The organism is Thiomicrolovo sp. ZZH C-3 (assembly GCF_054862725.1).
On record NZ_JBTKXX010000005.1, the window covers coordinates 93,306 to 109,117 of the forward strand.

At 55.3% G+C, this 15,812-nt stretch carries 15 protein-coding genes; 7 read left to right on the plus strand and 8 right to left on the minus strand.

All coding sequences use genetic code 11. The annotated features are described in order from the left end of the window. The first annotated feature begins 110 nt into the window (after positions 1–110). From ACXWTF_RS13070 to ACXWTF_RS13085, 4 genes are read left to right on the plus strand one after another with little or no spacing between them, the layout of a single operon-like run. A complete protein-coding gene (locus tag ACXWTF_RS13070; RefSeq protein ID WP_461715432.1) occupies positions 111–458 on the plus strand; it encodes a DUF6166 domain-containing protein in 348 nt (115 codons plus the stop codon). Further along, on the plus strand, positions 455–919 hold the full coding sequence (locus ACXWTF_RS13075; protein WP_461715433.1) for a hypothetical protein: 465 nt from the start codon (positions 455–457) through the stop codon (positions 917–919). The genes ACXWTF_RS13070 and ACXWTF_RS13075 overlap by 4 nt, the downstream gene beginning before the upstream one ends. A gap of 28 nt (positions 920–947) precedes the next feature. Next, a complete protein-coding gene (locus tag ACXWTF_RS13080) occupies positions 948–1,277 on the plus strand; it encodes a hypothetical protein (RefSeq protein ID WP_461715434.1) in 330 nt (109 codons plus the stop codon). Next, positions 1,274–1,633: a hypothetical protein gene (locus ACXWTF_RS13085; protein WP_461715435.1), complete on the plus strand. Its 360-nt coding sequence runs from the start codon at positions 1,274–1,276 to the stop codon at positions 1,631–1,633. Before ACXWTF_RS13080 ends, ACXWTF_RS13085 begins: the two co-directional genes overlap by 4 nt. On the opposite strand, the gene ACXWTF_RS13090 is transcribed toward ACXWTF_RS13085, so the two are convergent. Continuing rightward, positions 1,630–2,211 (minus strand): hypothetical protein, encoded by a 582-nt coding sequence (locus tag ACXWTF_RS13090; RefSeq protein ID WP_461715436.1) that lies wholly within the window; start codon positions 2,209–2,211, stop codon positions 1,630–1,632. The two genes, ACXWTF_RS13085 and ACXWTF_RS13090, sit on opposite strands and share 4 nt — an antisense overlap. Before the next feature lie 33 nt (positions 2,212–2,244). On the opposite strand from ACXWTF_RS13090, the gene ACXWTF_RS13095 reads away from it, so the two are divergent. Both ACXWTF_RS13095 and ACXWTF_RS13100 read left to right on the plus strand, forming a co-directional pair. Beyond that, complete coding sequence (locus ACXWTF_RS13095) at positions 2,245–2,502, plus strand: hypothetical protein (RefSeq protein ID WP_461715437.1); 258 nt, start codon at positions 2,245–2,247, stop codon at positions 2,500–2,502. Positions 2,503–2,994: 492 nt separating this feature from the next. Next, positions 2,995–3,342, plus strand: a complete 348-nt coding sequence (locus ACXWTF_RS13100) for a hypothetical protein (RefSeq protein WP_461715438.1) — start codon at positions 2,995–2,997, stop codon at positions 3,340–3,342. Here ACXWTF_RS13100 and ACXWTF_RS13105 read toward each other — a convergent pair. Both ACXWTF_RS13105 and ACXWTF_RS13110 read right to left on the minus strand, forming a co-directional pair. Continuing rightward, positions 3,316–4,083 (minus strand): hypothetical protein, encoded by a 768-nt coding sequence (locus tag ACXWTF_RS13105; RefSeq protein ID WP_461715439.1) that lies wholly within the window; start codon positions 4,081–4,083, stop codon positions 3,316–3,318. The genes ACXWTF_RS13100 and ACXWTF_RS13105 overlap by 27 nt on opposite strands. A gap of 31 nt (positions 4,084–4,114) precedes the next feature. After that, positions 4,115–5,029 (minus strand): S49 family peptidase, encoded by a 915-nt coding sequence (locus ACXWTF_RS13110; RefSeq protein ID WP_461715440.1) that lies wholly within the window; start codon positions 5,027–5,029, stop codon positions 4,115–4,117. On the opposite strand from ACXWTF_RS13110, the gene ACXWTF_RS13115 reads away from it, so the two are divergent. Further along, on the plus strand, positions 5,019–5,264 hold the full coding sequence (locus ACXWTF_RS13115) for a hypothetical protein (protein ID WP_461715441.1): 246 nt from the start codon (positions 5,019–5,021) through the stop codon (positions 5,262–5,264). The genes ACXWTF_RS13110 and ACXWTF_RS13115 overlap by 11 nt on opposite strands. Here ACXWTF_RS13115 and ACXWTF_RS13120 read toward each other — a convergent pair. The 5 genes from ACXWTF_RS13120 to ACXWTF_RS13140 form a co-directional block, all read right to left on the minus strand. Beyond that, positions 5,248–5,940, minus strand: coding sequence for an EAL domain-containing protein (locus tag ACXWTF_RS13120; RefSeq protein ID WP_461715442.1), 693 nt, complete (start codon positions 5,938–5,940; stop codon positions 5,248–5,250). The genes ACXWTF_RS13115 and ACXWTF_RS13120 overlap by 17 nt on opposite strands. 13 nt (positions 5,941–5,953) lie before the next feature. Continuing rightward, complete coding sequence (locus ACXWTF_RS13125; protein WP_461715443.1) at positions 5,954–6,766, minus strand: LabA-like NYN domain-containing protein; 813 nt, start codon at positions 6,764–6,766, stop codon at positions 5,954–5,956. A gap of 3 nt (positions 6,767–6,769) precedes the next feature. Further along, positions 6,770–7,609, minus strand: a complete 840-nt coding sequence (locus ACXWTF_RS13130; protein ID WP_461715444.1) for a DsbA family protein — start codon at positions 7,607–7,609, stop codon at positions 6,770–6,772. A gap of 68 nt (positions 7,610–7,677) precedes the next feature. Next, the gene (locus ACXWTF_RS13135) at positions 7,678–11,913 is read right to left on the minus strand and encodes a hypothetical protein (RefSeq protein WP_461715445.1); all 4,236 of its coding nucleotides are present in this window, start codon (positions 11,911–11,913) and stop codon (positions 7,678–7,680) included. Continuing rightward, the gene (locus ACXWTF_RS13140) at positions 11,892–15,713 is read right to left on the minus strand and encodes a hypothetical protein (RefSeq protein WP_461715446.1); all 3,822 of its coding nucleotides are present in this window, start codon (positions 15,711–15,713) and stop codon (positions 11,892–11,894) included. The genes ACXWTF_RS13135 and ACXWTF_RS13140 overlap by 22 nt, the downstream gene beginning before the upstream one ends. Between the last annotated feature and the right edge of the window lie 99 nt (positions 15,714–15,812).

Consider the following 15,812-nt stretch of genomic DNA (forward strand, 5'->3'; position numbering starts at 1 on the left):
CACGAGTCAAAAGTTGTTTTACTGCGCCATGCGTCATATATCTAGGTGAAATTGCCAATTAAGGCTACAATTACCAAATGTAGATGAAATAAGGCACCAAAAGGACTTTTATGGTTTATCAAGGTATATTTGAGGATATAAAGACAGATGATGGTTTTATCGGTAGCACAAACCCTCCTAGAGTTCTCAATATCTATGCAGGGAATGAAAAGCTCGATTTGCGGCACGATTTGCGAAAACACTCGGTCGAGTTCAATTCTGGCTACGAGGGTTCGGGTCCGGCCCAAACGGCAATCGCTGTGGCAGCCCATCACTTTGGCGATGATTTCGCGCTCGAGCATTACCAGCAACTCAAGATCGACATTGTTGCAAAACTGCCGATGGGCGAGGAGTTCGTCATCACCTCTAGTACGCTCGATGCCTGGGCGAAAACAGTAATGGGAAAGGCTACAGAATGACCATGACGTCGGGACACGAGAACGGCTTAGTTACGCCGATGTACTTCTGGCAAAGCGTCGCGATCCTGCTGATACTTTGTTTCGGTGATGGATATCTGCTCTTTTTTAGTGAAATTGATATTGTAATAACATTTGGTGCCATCATGGTGGCCATCTTCGTCATTCAGTTCATGTACCACACCATCAGACCTGAAATCTACGCTTTCGACGACAGGCTTGACGCGATGATAGACAGGTTAAACAGGAAGTATACGCTGCAGGGGTTCAAGCCAACCAAAAAGGGTGACGAGGCTATCAGAGAGCTTGCGCTTGAAGACCAGGACACCCTTCGCAGTTTATTTGCGGAACGCCGCCGGATCTTCTGGTTGATAGTGATGCACTCGGTAGGAATGGGGCTCTGCATCGCCCTCATGGCGTATGCACTATACGTCGCCGTTTCCACCGGTGGATTGGGGCAGTAATGACCATATCAACAGAAGGATACACGCAATGAAAAAACGGATCGAGGTCAGCGATGAAACGCTGGCCATTATGGCGAAATACAATGAGGAATTACGTGACCATCCACGCTCCCTGCCTGCATTTGAGAAAGCTTTGGAGCAACTCATTAAAGAATACGATAGGATCGCAGGAAAGGTCGTCGACCTGGATGCGGAAACCGAACAACGTATTCAGGGCCTGGCCGCGTATGGAATGATCCCCGGGCGCAATGCCTTTATCGGGAAAATTGTCTCCGACGAGGTTGAGACGCGCTTGCCTGAATTGGAAAAAGTGATCGAGGCCGAACTGGCCGATAAAAAAAGGAGTTTTGGATTATGACAATACCAGAGGGCTATTCCCTCCTTTACCCCATGACCGACACCGGGCTGTCGCGTGCGATGGTCTATTATAAGCTCCAGTTGACGCGGGGAGGGCTTTTTATCTTTTTACGCGAGGACAAGGAGACGCCGAAATCAATGACGTCCGATATCAACGCCGTACTGCACGACCTCATCACTGCAGGCGTACACGGCATTGAGCACGCGCCCATCATCTTCAAAAACGGGGAGTTGAGCTACGACGGCATTTCCATCGATCCGTTTGGGAACGTCAACTTTTATGCGATCGGCGGCCTCTCCGAAGATGAAGCGGTCGATAACTACATGGTGCGCCACGGAACGTCCCTCGGCCTTTAGGCTCCGGAGTATCGCTTCTCCGGGCTACCTGCATTCGCGCTCGCCTGAGCCATGATCTCTCTATACACCAACTTATTATAAGACGGATACCGCATAGCAAGCCCCATGACGTCGCCCCCCAAAAGGATATTGGCCGCGGCGATCGCCACTGCGGGTGATCGCCCTCTTCCGTAATCACAATGCACCGCCAGATCAAACCCGTCGGCGCACCCGGCTATCAACTTGGCGATCTCGGCAGCCTCGTCGTTGGTGATGGAATATTCGCTGCGGTATTCGGTATCTTCAAAGCCGAACTCTGCAACCTTTGCATACAGGCTCTCGTCTATCCGGGGGAAGGGGTATTTGGAGGAGATACGAATAAGGAGTGTTGGGCACTCCGGCCTAAAGTCTCGTATAGAATACTTGTCAAAAACCATTATCTGCATCCGGCAGTATAGTCCAACAATGCCGAATAACAAACCCCGCGACATGCAATAAAAAACGGCCACGCCCGCTGCGGGAGATACTATTGCGGCATGAATCGCTTTATAGAGCCCCACATCATCGACGCCCTCCGCTACTGGATCTATTTCACCCATTCAGCCTACAAGTACGCCACGAGGCACAAAGGGATGGAGATCAACTACAAAATAGGTCTACTCGCCGCACTGAAGGACGCCGGCGATTATTTTGAGCGGCTGCGCGGCGCTCGGCGGGAACGCGAAGCAGTATTGGCGCATCTGGCGCACCTACTGACGGCCGCAGGATCCCTTTTGAGCACTGATGCTCTCGAGGGATACCGGTTCGGGATTGCGCTTACCGTCGACAAAATCACCGAGTGGTCGATTAGTGCCGCTGCGGGTTGCCCTGTTCGCACATACACCATATAATTCGCCTAAAACGAACAGGAACACACCATGAGAATTTATCAGCCTATCCCCGGGGGCGGCATGAGCTTCAAACAGGAGGCACGTATCAATCTTGGCCGAAAACTGAGCACCAGAAAGCACGGGAAGAGTAAAACAGCCAATCGTAAACTCACCCTCCTCGGACACCGACCCGCCTGGTAAGGAATCTGACATGCGACCGATTGCTTATTCCGTTCTCATCGCAGATGCCTTCCCCGACACAATGGCTTTCCGCCTCAAGGATGCTCTCGAGGCCGCGGCGAAAGTTTGCCCTGCAGCGGAGTCAAAAATCAGCAGAGCCTTCAAAAACGCCCCGAGCAGAGACCCCATGACCACCAGTGAGCTTTCATCCATCTTTTCGAGCTGTGACCCGTCCGAAACGAGGGATGAGGTGCTAACCCGGGTCCGGGGCGAGTTGAAGAACTTTTGGGGGGAAACCGGAGAAACGCCATCAAGCAGACGGAGACGTTTGAGATGACGCTTAGAATGTCTATTCCCGAGGCGGAACACCTCTCCTATGAGGTAGGCTGCAGAGTCGGAAAGATGCAGATTGTACGCATCGACGAGAAAGACCGCTTCACCCTCAAATGCGATTGTGGCAAACACTCCAGATATCAGCGTAGCACGCTGATTCAAAAATTTCCCCGCGCCTGCAGACAGTGCATGAAAGCGTTGAAGGACGGCCAGAACGTCAAAAAGAAAAGCGGGATCGAAGTGCGCGGGTATAGCAAGAAAGAAGAAGACCTCATCGCCGGCTACCTGGCGCAGCAGAACAAGGGGAAGAAGCAGCCCCCCTTAGCTGAGGCCGCCGCGAGGCTTTAACACCTCCCTGCCCTGTCCTGTAAGCGCCCATTCGAGGGCGTTGCCTACACGCCCTACGACGTGGGCAAGCTCCTGTTCCTCAAGCCGCTTCATGTACGCATTTATCATGGTGGTCAATGACGGATAAGTATGACGACGGCTGACCCTCGGGATCTCCAGGGCGGCAGTGGCCATGATCGAGGTAGTGCAGTTATCCTTGAAGAGGCTATGGCGCACACACTGCTCAACCGTGTAGGGCCCGTCGTGTTCACGCGACGACCATCCGCGCCAACCGTCGAGATTCTCATGCAAAAAGAGCTTGCCCGACTTGACCATATCATCGAGTCTCTGCAGCATCAATGTTTTGCCAACGCTTGCTTGCGGCGGCTTGAGTTCCATCCCAGCCCTATAGCAATAATCAAGGAGATCACGATAGCTAAAAAGGGCTCCTGCAGGGCGCAGCTTTTTCAATGCGTCGCACGCATGACGCGAGAGTATGTCGGTATACTCTTCATATTTCCGCTTTGGCCGCCCATACTTTGTTGTTCCCTGCTGCGACGGGATACCCCACTTGCCATTACCTAAAGGATGCAGCAGGCCATCCTCGACCATCGAACAAAGCAGCCGCTCCAGCTCCTCACGGCCAACAGCGCATCCAAGCGCTTCACCGAGGGATTCCATGAGTGATACGGTCGACCGCGGGACATGCATAACGCTCTGCATCACCAATGTATCAACCAGCATGCTACGCGTGAGGTCCATCTCCTCAACGGGCCCGAAATGATCGGTTGCTTTAGCGCAGCCCATAGGCGTCTGTCCCTGTAGTGAGGCTATCAAGCCCGGTTGCGTCGATTTTAAGGCTATCAAGATGAAGCGTGACGTTGAATAGGCTCTGCTTGCGGCGTTTTGTGCTGATGCCGACGAAGCCGACCTCATCGCCGGGGTTGGCCGCTTCGACACGCTCCTGGATCTCTCGCTTGATTTCAGCAAGGTAGCTGATGCGGTCTACCAGCGTACCAACCACTTCCGTACTGATATAGACCTTCCCTTCTGCCATTGTAAGAAGTTCGTCGCGCGTCATGCCGCGCCCCTTCGCCACATAATCGACGAAGTTGTTGTAGACGGGTTGAAGGAGTTGGTTTTTGAGGTACTGCTCGTTCTCCTCGGAGAGTTCCTGCCATGAGGACATTGGGACCTTCCACTTGCCGATCGTCACGTAGCGGTGCCCGATTCCGAGCTTCTCTGCCCCCTTCTCATAGTTCATCGCCTCAAGGTAGATTCCGATACTGCCGACGACGGCGTTGTCCCCCGCGATGATCCCGCTGAGCGAGTCGTTGTCTTCATGTTTGAACGCTGAGGCGATGTAGTACGCCCCGGAGGCCGCGATGGATTCGACATAGAGCGTGACGTTCATCTGCTTTTGAAGGTCCACGAGGTAGTGTGCGAGTTCAGAGGATCCCGTTGGCGCTCCGCCGCCCGAAGCCATTACAATCAGCACATGGTCAAACTCATTCTTGCGCTTACGCACCTCCTCGAGCGTTTCAATCAGCTTATTGACATAGGGATCAGTGATCATTTCGTCGATCGTCAGCACCGCGATGTTCTTATCGTACGGGGCACTGATAGCCTCGTCGAACAACCCGTACTTGTCAGCGAGAAAATAGAAAACGACGGGCTGTAGGAGCAAGAAGAGGAGCATGGATGCCATCATCATCCTCTGGTTTGCCTCTTTGGCTTTAAATACCCCTGCTTCTGTTCCAGTTAACTCAAATGCTTTTCTCATCCAGCTGAACCGGCCGCTTTTCGCCACGGGCTTGTCCTGGCGTTGCGCTTTATTCTCTTCTGTCATTACCATTCCTTGTTTTCTTTCTGTACGTGATAAAAGGCGATGCCGATTCTGCCAAGAAATACGACGTGCGCCCTCTTTTATGCCGAGCGATTAACCGCGGCCGCCTCTTCGAGCTCATCGAGCGGCTTGGGCGTGCTGAGCGCGAACCCCTGCAGGTAGTGAGCACCGGTCTGCCCCGCCACCTCGAGCTGCTGCGGTGTCTCGATGTGCTCGATAGCGATCTCCTTGTCAAGCGCCTGGACGAACGCGACAAAATGGTGCAGCGCATTGGCCGCATAGTCGCCGTTATTCCGCACAAAGCGCATGAAAATACCGTCAAGCTTCACGATATCCACAAACTCGGGAACGCAGAGCAGGTGTCGCACGGAGTGTTCGGAGCAGAAGTCGTCTATGGCGATCCTGAACCCGTGGGTTTTGAGCTGCATCAGCTTCTCGACCACACCATCATCGAGCAGCACGTCCTCGGTCACTTCGACGATCACTTTACGTGCAAGCGCCGGCGAGCGGAAGTTGCGGCACAGCATGTCCATGACCGCCGGCTCCAGTTCGCCGTGCGACAGGTTGATCGACACGTCGCCGCCGTCGAGGAAGCCGTGCGTGATGATCGAGCGCGTAAACAGGATGAGGTCTTTGGTGTACTTCGTTGCCGTTTCTGGCGAGATGGCACACACTCCGTCTTCGCTGTGGATGCGGCCAAGTATCTCGTAAAAGGCCACTTTGCCAAAGCGCCCATAAATGGGCTGCAGTTCGAAGCGTACGTCATCCCTCATCCGGAGCCTCCCCCTAGCTTTTCTTGTACGGGTTGTAGGCGACTTGAACGTCACTCGCTTCCCGTAGCTCTCCGGAAGAGGATGGGTTGAGCTTGAACTGCAAGATCACGCCGTCGCTCTTAATGAGACCCGGGGCAATATTCCGCAGGGATTTCCCCGATACATACAGCTGCTCGTACGGAGTGCCCTTTATGCGCGAATCCTGCTTCCACCCCTCCGCACTGATCTGCTTGTAAAAACGCAGGTAGCCAAACTGCTTTTCGGTACAGAAGTAATCGCAGACCCCATAGACGACGGAACCGTCCTCCCCCCACTCTTTCTCGTCGGCGCGGTTGATAAAGTCAGGGATCATGTAGCCGGACATGAAGAAGTCACACTCGCGCTGCAGGGAGACGGAAATATTCTTGAAGGCGATCACCTCGACGCGGCACCCTTTTTGCTGCAGGGCGGTAACTACCTTGGTAAAGTCGCCGTCGCCCGTCAGCAGGATGATCTTGTCAAGGCGTTCGGCACTCAGCAGGATATCGACGGCCATGTCGAGATCCACGTTGGACTTCCCTTCCTTGCTATCGGCGCCGTAGTACCACTTGACAGGCTTTTCGATCACCTTGTAGCCGAGGCTTCGCACATAGGAGTGGAAGCGGTGCTGCTTAGTCCTGTAGTCGCTGTCGGTTTGGGCACGTTCTTCGTCAAAACTGACGTAAATGTTGAGGTGAGCGGCATCGTGGCCACCCGTCTCCGCGTACTGGCGCAGCACGGCGTAGTCCATCGTCTGCCCTCCGTTTAGAAGCATGTTACCGCCGTCTACGAATACTCCAACCTTCACCGGCTATTTCCCCTCGCCGATCATTTGCTTGTAGAAGCTCCTGTCTCTGCGCTTGGCGCCATCGAGGTACACGGTCGGCGTGCCGCTGACCCGCAGGCGGCGTGCAACTTTTGCGTCCTGCGCGAAGCGCTGCGAAACCTTCATCGAATCAATGTCCGCCTGGGTGACGGATTTGCCCGTGACGGCATCGAATTCCTGCAGGATCTTCGTGACGTTGTGCTCGCCGGCGGCGATGGCGTGCGAGGCGTATATCGCCTGCAGAGTATTAAGATCGTCTCTGCCTGCTGAGGCGATCATTGCCTTGGCGACCGGGACCGCCGCCGGGTGGATCCGCTCCAGGGGCATGTGGTAGTAATAGACGGCAAAAAGGTCGGGGTGCTTTGACATGGCGGCGACCGCTGCAGGCACATAACCGCGACACGCAGGGCAGAGGGGGTCGGAGAAGATGGCGACCTTGTGCTTGGAGTTTTTGTTCCCGGAGAGCAGGTTCTCGTTGCGGTAGAACGACGGATCGAAGGCCGCACCGATGCTGTCCTTGAGATCAAGCCCGGTGTCGACGTCGACCATCTGCTGCGTGATGTAATTCCCGTTGGAGAAATAGACGTCACTCTGCGCGAAAGGGCGTGCGCCCTGCTTCGTGCGAACCATGCCGGAGAAGTCAAGTTCATAGGCCACCCAGCCGGGTGCGCCTTTTACCGGGTGGGAGGCAAGTTCGACAACATGCACCTTTTCAAGTTTTCCGCTTTGTCCAAGACGTTTTTCGAGGAATTTAGCGATATCGAACTGATCGGCACCGAGAAGCGGCAGGGCCAATAAAAGTAGCGGTGAATATTTAAATTTCACAAAATCTCCTGTATTTTTTGTGATGATAGCGAATAAAACGGATTGAGGGAAGTCGCAGGAAATGCCGTCTACGGCGTACATTCCTGCGGGTTATAGCAAACATATTCACGATTTTCGAGAAGCCCTAAAGTTGTCACATACACCCTATTGGCAAATGGCATCGGATGCACCATTTTGACAATGAAGTACCCCTGCGTGTTGGTGGGGCGAACACCGAGATAGTGCATCGAATGCGACTGGACGTACTCATCAACGCTCTTGGCACAATGCAGCCCGTCTGGATCCTCGTATTCATGGTACACGCCCGAAACCCCGCCGCCCCACTCCACCATCTTCGAGTAGCGGCAGGCTTCGGTCGTATTGCCGTCCATCATGCCGTCTGCAAGGTTAAAGCGCGGATCGAGGGCAAAGTTAATGCGGGCGTAGGGGTGATGCCCCTCTCCCTCGATAAACCAATCCTTGTGCACCTCCCCCCGCGCGAGGATATTCATGTGCTCATCAAGCGCAAGCAGCTCATAGTCCCCGATGTAGGGGATGAAAAGATTTACCTGATTCGTTGCGCCAACATAGGCGTTGTTTACGATCTTGCTGATCTGCTGGCCAGGGGGCGAATACACCGTGCGCTGCCGATCTTTTTCGGTCCTCGTGTCGTACCACGGCCAGTTCGGCCAGCCTATAACGATTTTCTCCTCCCACTCGTTCGGATGCTTGATGGCGTCTAACTCCGTCTCTTCGAAGCCTGCGCCCCAAAGGAGATTGAAACGCTTGATCCCGTAGTAGCGTGAGTTCATTTTGTCGTTGATATTGCTTTTTTTCTGGAGCCCGGTATCGTAGTCGTACTCGGAATACAGCAGCTTGTCGTTTTTAATAATGCGCTGATCGTACCCGTACACGTTCTCGACGTAGTTGTTGGGCAGCGGCTTGGTGATGTCATAGTGGGTAACATAGCGCGCAAAGCGATTCTTGCCTCCGAAGATCGCGATGATCCACGGATCGCTGCTGCCACTATCGAAATCGCTAAGGATGATATCGGTCAACGGGCTTCCGAGCGGGAACAGACCCAACAGGCTCAAAATCTCCGGCTGCATGCTAGGCTCGTTCTTGGACGTCAGCGTGTACTGGTAGTGCGAAGCGTTGTAGTCTAGCGGTGTCCGGATCGCCAGGTCATCTATGCTCTCGATCGGGAACACCTCGCGCCCCTCGATCGCCACATTGTTTTCCTGATAATAGGGGAGCACATAGCTTGACATGTAGCCGAAACGTCCGTCCGTATAGGACTGGATGGCAAGGATTTCACCGTACCCCGGCTGTTTGTAGATGAATGATCCGTCTTTGTATTGCTCATCCAGCGATACGCCGCTGAGGTCGGCCGGTTCTTCAACCGGGAAAGACCAGAAGTTAATGACGCATTTGCCGGCGACGATCTCCGAGGACGTTTTGAACCCCGTCACGCTATGAAGATCATCGCGCCGCGCCTCACAATCGGCAAGCGGCATATCCATGATGCTAAGGAGTATCACGCCGTCGCCCGTGCTGTTTTTAAACACGTGCCATACGTCCGTGTCGTCGATCGGCGAGGCGGTGATGAGGCACGCATCGTCGCTCTTGTCCGCTGTCAGCCCGACGGTATCGTACAGCGCCGCGTCGTAGTCGTACGGCGGCCGGGTAACCGCGGCGCCGTTCAGATAATACGAGGCAGCGTCGCTGCAGCTGTATGTCGTATCCTCTACAACATGAAGCGGATCCCCGAGCTGCCAATCGCCCAGCGTCAGATTTTTAAAGAAGACCTCACGCTGCGCCATATCGGTGTAGCCGATGGTGCCGCACGGATCGACGGTGCCGAGATAGTTGACCTGCAGCGCCCCGTCGATATAGACCTTGATACCTGTCACGCTCGCCTCGGCACGCATAAGGTGGTCCTGGTCTGCCGTGAGTGAGACGGATGAACTAGAAAGCGTTGTCTCGCTCGATGAGTCCGCGCGCTCGAGAATGAGTGCCCCACCCTGCACGTCGTAACGCACGCGGTACTGCTGCAAGATACTGTTGGGATCGCTCGGATCGGTCTGCCGAGCGATCACCAGGCCAAAGTCACCGCTATCGCCGTTGGCGGTATAGTTAACGGTAGCCTCTACAATCAGCATGCCCGAAGCATTCGGACAGAACTGCTCGTTATTCGGCGCAAGGGCGTACTGCCGGTTGTCGACAGTGGAGGAGGAGAGACTCGACCCGATATGTTCGAGGGTGGCGCCGCCGTCAAGGATGCTCCAGTTTGAGGACGGGGGCTTCCAGGAGTACCTTTCGGATAAAAAGACCGCTTCGGCCATTGATATCACCTTATCGTCCTCACCCCAAACAATCGAACCGAGCGTAGTATTCCCATCGTCAAAGACAAGGACGCGATTTGTGTACCAATCCCTGCTGAAGAACCTGAAATCCTCTTGCGTACTTGTGGCATCGGTGCGATACCCCTCGTAGGTCATTAACGTTTCGGAATAGGCTCTCACCTTTGACGTCGAGCCCATGATGAACCCGTCGACATGGTTGAAGTAATCTCCGAGGTCCACGCCGTCAGCGAGGGTGCCGTTGAAGTCCGCAGCATTCTCATCCCATGTCGTATCCCCGGTGCTCGTCGGGGTCTCGTCCGTCCCACTGAAAATGATATTGCCGATCGCAAGATCCGTGGAGTTCTTGTCGGAAATATTGACACGCTCGACGAGGGTCTTAAAGGTCTCCTTCGCCGAGAACGAGACGAGCAGGTCAGAGGCGGGCCGGGCATCGTCGATGTTGTTCACCCTGACACACTGCGGATCCTCCCGATAGATATCGGTTTCGGTGATATCCGCCGGCACGCTCACTTTGTTAGGAACGCTTTCTGCTGTACAGTATCGCATCTCCTCTTCCGTCTTCTCGATCGTAGCCCATTCTTCGCAAACCCTCTCCGTCTTTGACAGGGACTCGAAGTTATAGTTGTCCACAAAGCTTTCGTTGCTGCACTTCACATGGAGGTGGTCCACGCTTCCATCCGGGTTGATAACCGCGTCGTCGCGGGTTCCCCACACCTTTTCGCAGTAGTACATGCTGCAATCAGGGTTGCCGCTGTCTACGCAGTCGTAATAGCTTGCACAATCGGAGCCGGGGCACTCGACCGGGAACACCTCGACATATTCGGTTTGCTGGCAATACCCCGCTGCAGGTTTCGGCGGCGGGCATTTATAGACCTTCGTCACGATATCGTCGCGGACCTTCACCTCCATCGCCTCCCCGTCGTGGGAGATCCACCCCTTGGTGTAATCCTTGACCCCCGACGAAACCTTGTCGATGAGCTTGCAAGTATCCTCGACGTAGCCGTCGCATTCGTCTACGCGGCAAATCTCCCGATGCAAGTCTTCAACGCATGTCGATGATGCCCGGATGCTGTAGAACTCCGAACACTGCGTTTCGCTCCAGAGCGTTTCATCGTTGATCGTCGCATTGTACTCCGCAAGCCCCTCCCGGTCCCACTGGGTACAAAGCGGTATCTTTTTGGCGATATCAATTCGCGCATACTTCCGCAGGTCTATCCCGGTGCTGTCGTTGTCGTCGCGGGTGTCAAACACCGTCTCGATTTCCCACCACGGCGCGCAGACTTTGATCGGGCGCAGGTAGTCCTCGCTGTCAATCTCGATCGGGCAGTAGTGATGGTCCTCCGCATCGCTGTAGTTCCACCCGTACTCGCCCGCCCTTGAGTAGGCGTGGAGCCTGTCGGGCAGACACGCATCATCAGAGAGCAGGTTGAATCGCGGCGTGATCCCCCGGGAGTTGAGCCACTGCGAACCGCAGTCGGCCCTCGAGATACCGACCCACGCATCGAGCGAATCGTACTGGTCGCTGTAGATACGCTGATTGATCGACGCCGATGAGGGAGCGGCGATTACCCCCTGGTAGCTCGCCGTCAACGCCTGACACTCTGAGAACGTCGTGCGATAGCGACTCAAGCCGTAGGTTTTCCCCTGGTAGACGAACAGGTCGCGGAAGTCCGTGTCAATATCCTCATTATGCTCGAATTCAATGTAGTCGCAGTTGTTCTCGTGCTTATCGTACAGGCCGTACCCGGAGTAGAAGTACTTGTCCGCGTAGGCCGTGAGGTCGAGGTGGTCGATCAGTTTGATCGTCTGCGCTTCAAGGTTGTCCGTATGATAGCCGTAGGGCATGTCGGATATGCTGTTGCCCCCAATGACGGTAACATTGCGCTCCTGCACCACCTCCAGCGCGGAGAGAGCCGGGGCGAATCCGAGCGATCCAATCAGTAAGAGTACATATAGCATACATCATCCTCCATCACGCTTTTATCGTCGCACCCGAATGAGAGGCACTGCCCCGCTCCGGGCTCAAGGGTGCCCTCACTGCAAGAAACGCGATAACACTCGGTTCCGGCGCCCTCGACGCTCATGTGCAGGTTGCTGAATACGACCCCCGCCTGGGCGCTGCCGAAAAGCCCTACCCTGCCACTGAGGTCGATCGGCACCGGCGAATCATACGAAAGGACCGTATCCCCGTCGACGTGCACCTCAATATGTCCATCCTCTGCGACGACCTCAATATCGTAGAGGTGCCCGTCGTCATAGTAGAAGCCCGGAATCTTCTGCAGCACCGTGAACCCGGCCGCATCCTGCTGGCACACCTGTTCGGTCACGTCTTCATGACGGTTCAGCGACAAGCCCCTTTCAGCCCCGATCACGTTCGTACAGTTCATATCGTACTGGCCCCATATCGCCGAATGGAACACCGGGTCGCCCGCCGTCTCCCTGTACCCGAAAACGAGCCCGATAAAGCCGTTGCCCAGACCACCGTCGACCTCAACCTTGGCCGTGAGTGTCATTTTCGATCCGGAGGGCACGAAAACGTCCTCGTTGCTGACGAGCACGGACGGACCGCCGCTGCTGATGTAGCGGTAGACCAGCGCCGTATTATCGACCGTCCAGTCGGAGCTATACCCGGTGAACGCCAGTGGGGCCTCGACAATATCAGCACTGTCGGCCTCTTTGGTCACCACGTCGTCCCCGATGGGGCAGCCGTACGGTGTACCGCAAGAGGGAACATAAGGTTTCTTGGCATCGCAAAACTGCTCGATACAGCGATCGTCATAATCGTTCGTGTCGTCTGCCGCAAACAGGCTCCCCGCCGTACCTTCGGGGCAGGTTGCGCTTTGGCACATGTGCTCGTCGCATGACAGGGGGGAGCAGCTGTAGCTCCCGTTGCCGTCCACCTGGTCGGTATAGGCGAGGAACTTCATCCCGAACGGTAACGGCAGGTCCACCGGGGTCTCGATGACGCAGTAGTCGTCCTGATGGGCGTAAGATACGTGCATCCCGACATGGCGCAGCGCGTCACGCTCCATTTTCTCCTGCCCTATCTCGATATCCGCGATGTGGAAGTGTGTTCCGTCGATGAGCGCCGCGCACTCATCATGGTCCATCCGGTCGCGGCTGACGGCATAGATATGACCGTTCGGCCCTTTGTAGAATCCGGTAAAGCCTTTGACAAAGAGCCCTTCGATCTCGCGTGATTCAAGCATCGGCACTTCCGGTCCCACAAGCTCCGGATTCACAAACTCCTCTTTCTTTACGACCTCGATATGCCCGATGCTGCCCCGGGTGTACGGATCCCAAAACGTCAAACGGTTATCCTCGGCCTTGACGGCCACGACCGCCTCTTCCGAATCAATGTGTCCCACCTTGCCGCTGAGCAGGCAGTTTGATGTAATCACGTTGCCGCTCTCTTGTACAACCTTCACCTGCAGGTCGCGGTATTTCGCGTCTTTTTGCGAGAAGTTCAGGAAGCCGACCCCGCCGTTGAGGTCAAGTGGTTCGGGGGAATCGTATGTCAACATCTTCGCCCCGTTGACGGTCACCTCCACCACCTGCCCACGGATCGACACTTCGACCTTGTTCCACTTTTGGTCTTCGTAGTAATAGCCGTTGATCTTTTTCAGTACGACCGACGGGCTCGTTTCGCTGGGGAACTTGGTGTCGCCGATATCCACGGTGAGTTTGAAATCAAGGTCGTCCCTGCCATCGACGTCGCCAACCATATCCGTCAGGAGAGGTTCGCCGCCATGCACGCACGTCCACTCCGCGTTAGCCCGATCGTTGTTGTCGGCGTAGCGACGGCAAAAGGTGATCTTGGAGTCGTCAATGCCGTCAATGGATATCTTGTAGTCGAGGTCGTCGTCAGAGTTGACATCGCCTACGAAATCCGTCAGGAGAGGTTCGCCGCCGTTCACACACTCCCATACGGCCTCCTCCCTGCCATTCCGATCCGCGTAACGACGGCAGAAATGGATCATGGAGTCGTCCAGACCATTGACGGAGACGCGGTAGTCAAGATCATCGTTTGAATCAACGTCCCCGACAAAATCCGTCAGCAGCTCCTCGCCACCGCCGACACATACCCAACCGGCACTGTCCCTGCCGTTTCGGTCGGCATAGCGGCGGCAGAATGTCACCTCATTCCCGTAGGACGGCGGCGGGTATCCCGTCGCGCCATCGGGCTGCGTCACCTGACACCATGAAGCGGCCATGCCGTCGTGTTGCGTCAGGGCCAGACCCCGGGGCGTCCCCTGGCTGTCACACCACGCATCACCCTGTCCCCATGAGATCGAATAGAAGCTGCCATCGCTTTTCTTCTGACCGAACACAAGGCCTACTAGGTCGTTGTCGTACCCGGTATCGACGTTGATCTCCGCGCTGATCCGCACCTCTGAAATCTCGCTCGTATCGCCGGACTCCTGCGCGAGCGTGTCGAGGTCGACGTCCATCGCCGACACGATCGTAGATAAGCTGTCGTTTTCGGCATAGCTGTAGACGCGTTTGGCCTCTTCCTTGACCCAGTAGGGATCATCGCTTGAAAGGGTGCTGTTCTCATCGAGAACATTGAACGTCCAGCTCCCGACCAGGGAGTGTCCGTCAGCCCCGACCGTCACATACTCAAGCGGGTGGACCCTATCCCCGATGCTGCCGCTGAGCTTACACTCTGAATCCGACTGTATCCCGATGCAGTCGCGAAAGCCCTGCATGTCCGTAAAACAGATGCCAAGGCCCCCGATAACTTCGATGGCGTTCATCCCGAAGCGGCACATTTCCACGTCACTCGTACAGTAGAAGCCGCGCAAAACGCCAAACTCGTCCCGCTTGTAGTAGTCGCCCTCTTCGAAAGAGAAAAGGAGCGATTTTGCGTATCGCGCAATCTCGCCCTGCTCGTTGACACACTGCAGGCTGTTGTCAATCGGGCAGGTGAAGTTGTCGTATTCGCAGTTATCCTTCGGCGGTGTCAAATCGTTGGTGCAGGTACTGCTGCCGCAATCCCCACCGGCGTCGTTCGGCGTCCCTGCGCCAAATGCGCCGGGCGCACACTCATACGTGTAATATATATACGCATCGAGGCAGGTATCATCGGGCTGCAACACGGCGCCCTCGACACACGAGGGCGAACGGTAACACTCTTTACTCTCCTCGTCCAAGGCGTATCTGTCATCGGAACACGTATAGCTGGCGGGGGTGCTAGGCGGTGCTGTCATTAGGACGTTGAACTCGGGCAGCGGGCACTTATCCGTGGGGTCACTGACACCGCCCCATTTATGCCCGTCACTGGAAAAACAGCACGGCATGTCTTCCGTTGGAAGAGCGCATCCTACCGCGATTTTCGCATTTGAGGTTTTGTAGTTGACGGAGTTGAGGACATCTGCGGTCTCTTCCCACGTACATTTATTTTCATCAAATTTTCCCGTGTCGATGATCCGACCCCACTTGTTACACCACCGTACATCACCATACGTGTAGTATGAGACCTCCGGGAAGGAATCGCCATACCAGGTGCACTCATCCTGCTCCTTGTCGTACGTGCCCTCTTCGCAGACGCCCGGGGTGTACTCCGCGGCCTTCACGCAGTACGTTTTGCCGGCGATCACTTCCCTGGTCTCGTCCGGGTCGCAAAAGGACTCAGTCGTCTTGCTTGTAGGATGCGCGATGCTGTAACCGTCGTTGTAGATCGTATCGTGGCCGCACTCCATCTTATCCAGCGGGCAAAGCTCTCTACCGAAGCTGTCAGTGGTACACTGCTCCTCCATTGAGAGATCGCGAGAAATGTAGCGAACAAGATTGGGGATCCGCTCTATACTTGGTTCCGATGGTCTTGCTACTTTTGGGGTCTCTACCTTTTCGGGCTT

Bases quoted from the DNA above. Each gene is read 5' to 3' on its own strand.
- ACXWTF_RS13110 (WP_461715440.1), bottom strand. From the start codon at position 5,029: ATGGCATCCATGCTCCTCTTCTTGCTCCTACAGCCCGTCGTTTTCTAT.
- ACXWTF_RS13120 (WP_461715442.1), bottom strand. From the start codon at position 5,940: ATGAGGGATGACGTACGCTTCGAACTGCAGCCCATTTATGGGCGCTTT.
- ACXWTF_RS13070 (WP_461715432.1), top strand. From the start codon at position 111: ATGGTTTATCAAGGTATATTTGAGGATATAAAGACAGATGATGGTTTT.
- ACXWTF_RS13075 (WP_461715433.1), top strand. From the start codon at position 455: ATGACCATGACGTCGGGACACGAGAACGGCTTAGTTACGCCGATGTAC.
- ACXWTF_RS13080 (WP_461715434.1), top strand. From the start codon at position 948: ATGAAAAAACGGATCGAGGTCAGCGATGAAACGCTGGCCATTATGGCG.
- ACXWTF_RS13140 (WP_461715446.1), bottom strand. From the start codon at position 15,713: ATGGAGGAGCAGTGTACCACTGACAGCTTCGGTAGAGAGCTTTGCCCG.
- ACXWTF_RS13090 (WP_461715436.1), bottom strand. From the start codon at position 2,211: ATGGGTGAAATAGATCCAGTAGCGGAGGGCGTCGATGATGTGGGGCTC.
- ACXWTF_RS13095 (WP_461715437.1), top strand. From the start codon at position 2,245: ATGGAGATCAACTACAAAATAGGTCTACTCGCCGCACTGAAGGACGCC.
- ACXWTF_RS13135 (WP_461715445.1), bottom strand. From the start codon at position 11,913: ATGCTATATGTACTCTTACTGATTGGATCGCTCGGATTCGCCCCGGCT.
- ACXWTF_RS13085 (WP_461715435.1), top strand. From the start codon at position 1,274: ATGACAATACCAGAGGGCTATTCCCTCCTTTACCCCATGACCGACACC.
- ACXWTF_RS13100 (WP_461715438.1), top strand. From the start codon at position 2,995: ATGACGCTTAGAATGTCTATTCCCGAGGCGGAACACCTCTCCTATGAG.
- ACXWTF_RS13105 (WP_461715439.1), bottom strand. From the start codon at position 4,083: ATGGACCTCACGCGTAGCATGCTGGTTGATACATTGGTGATGCAGAGC.
- ACXWTF_RS13115 (WP_461715441.1), top strand. From the start codon at position 5,019: ATGGATGCCATCATCATCCTCTGGTTTGCCTCTTTGGCTTTAAATACC.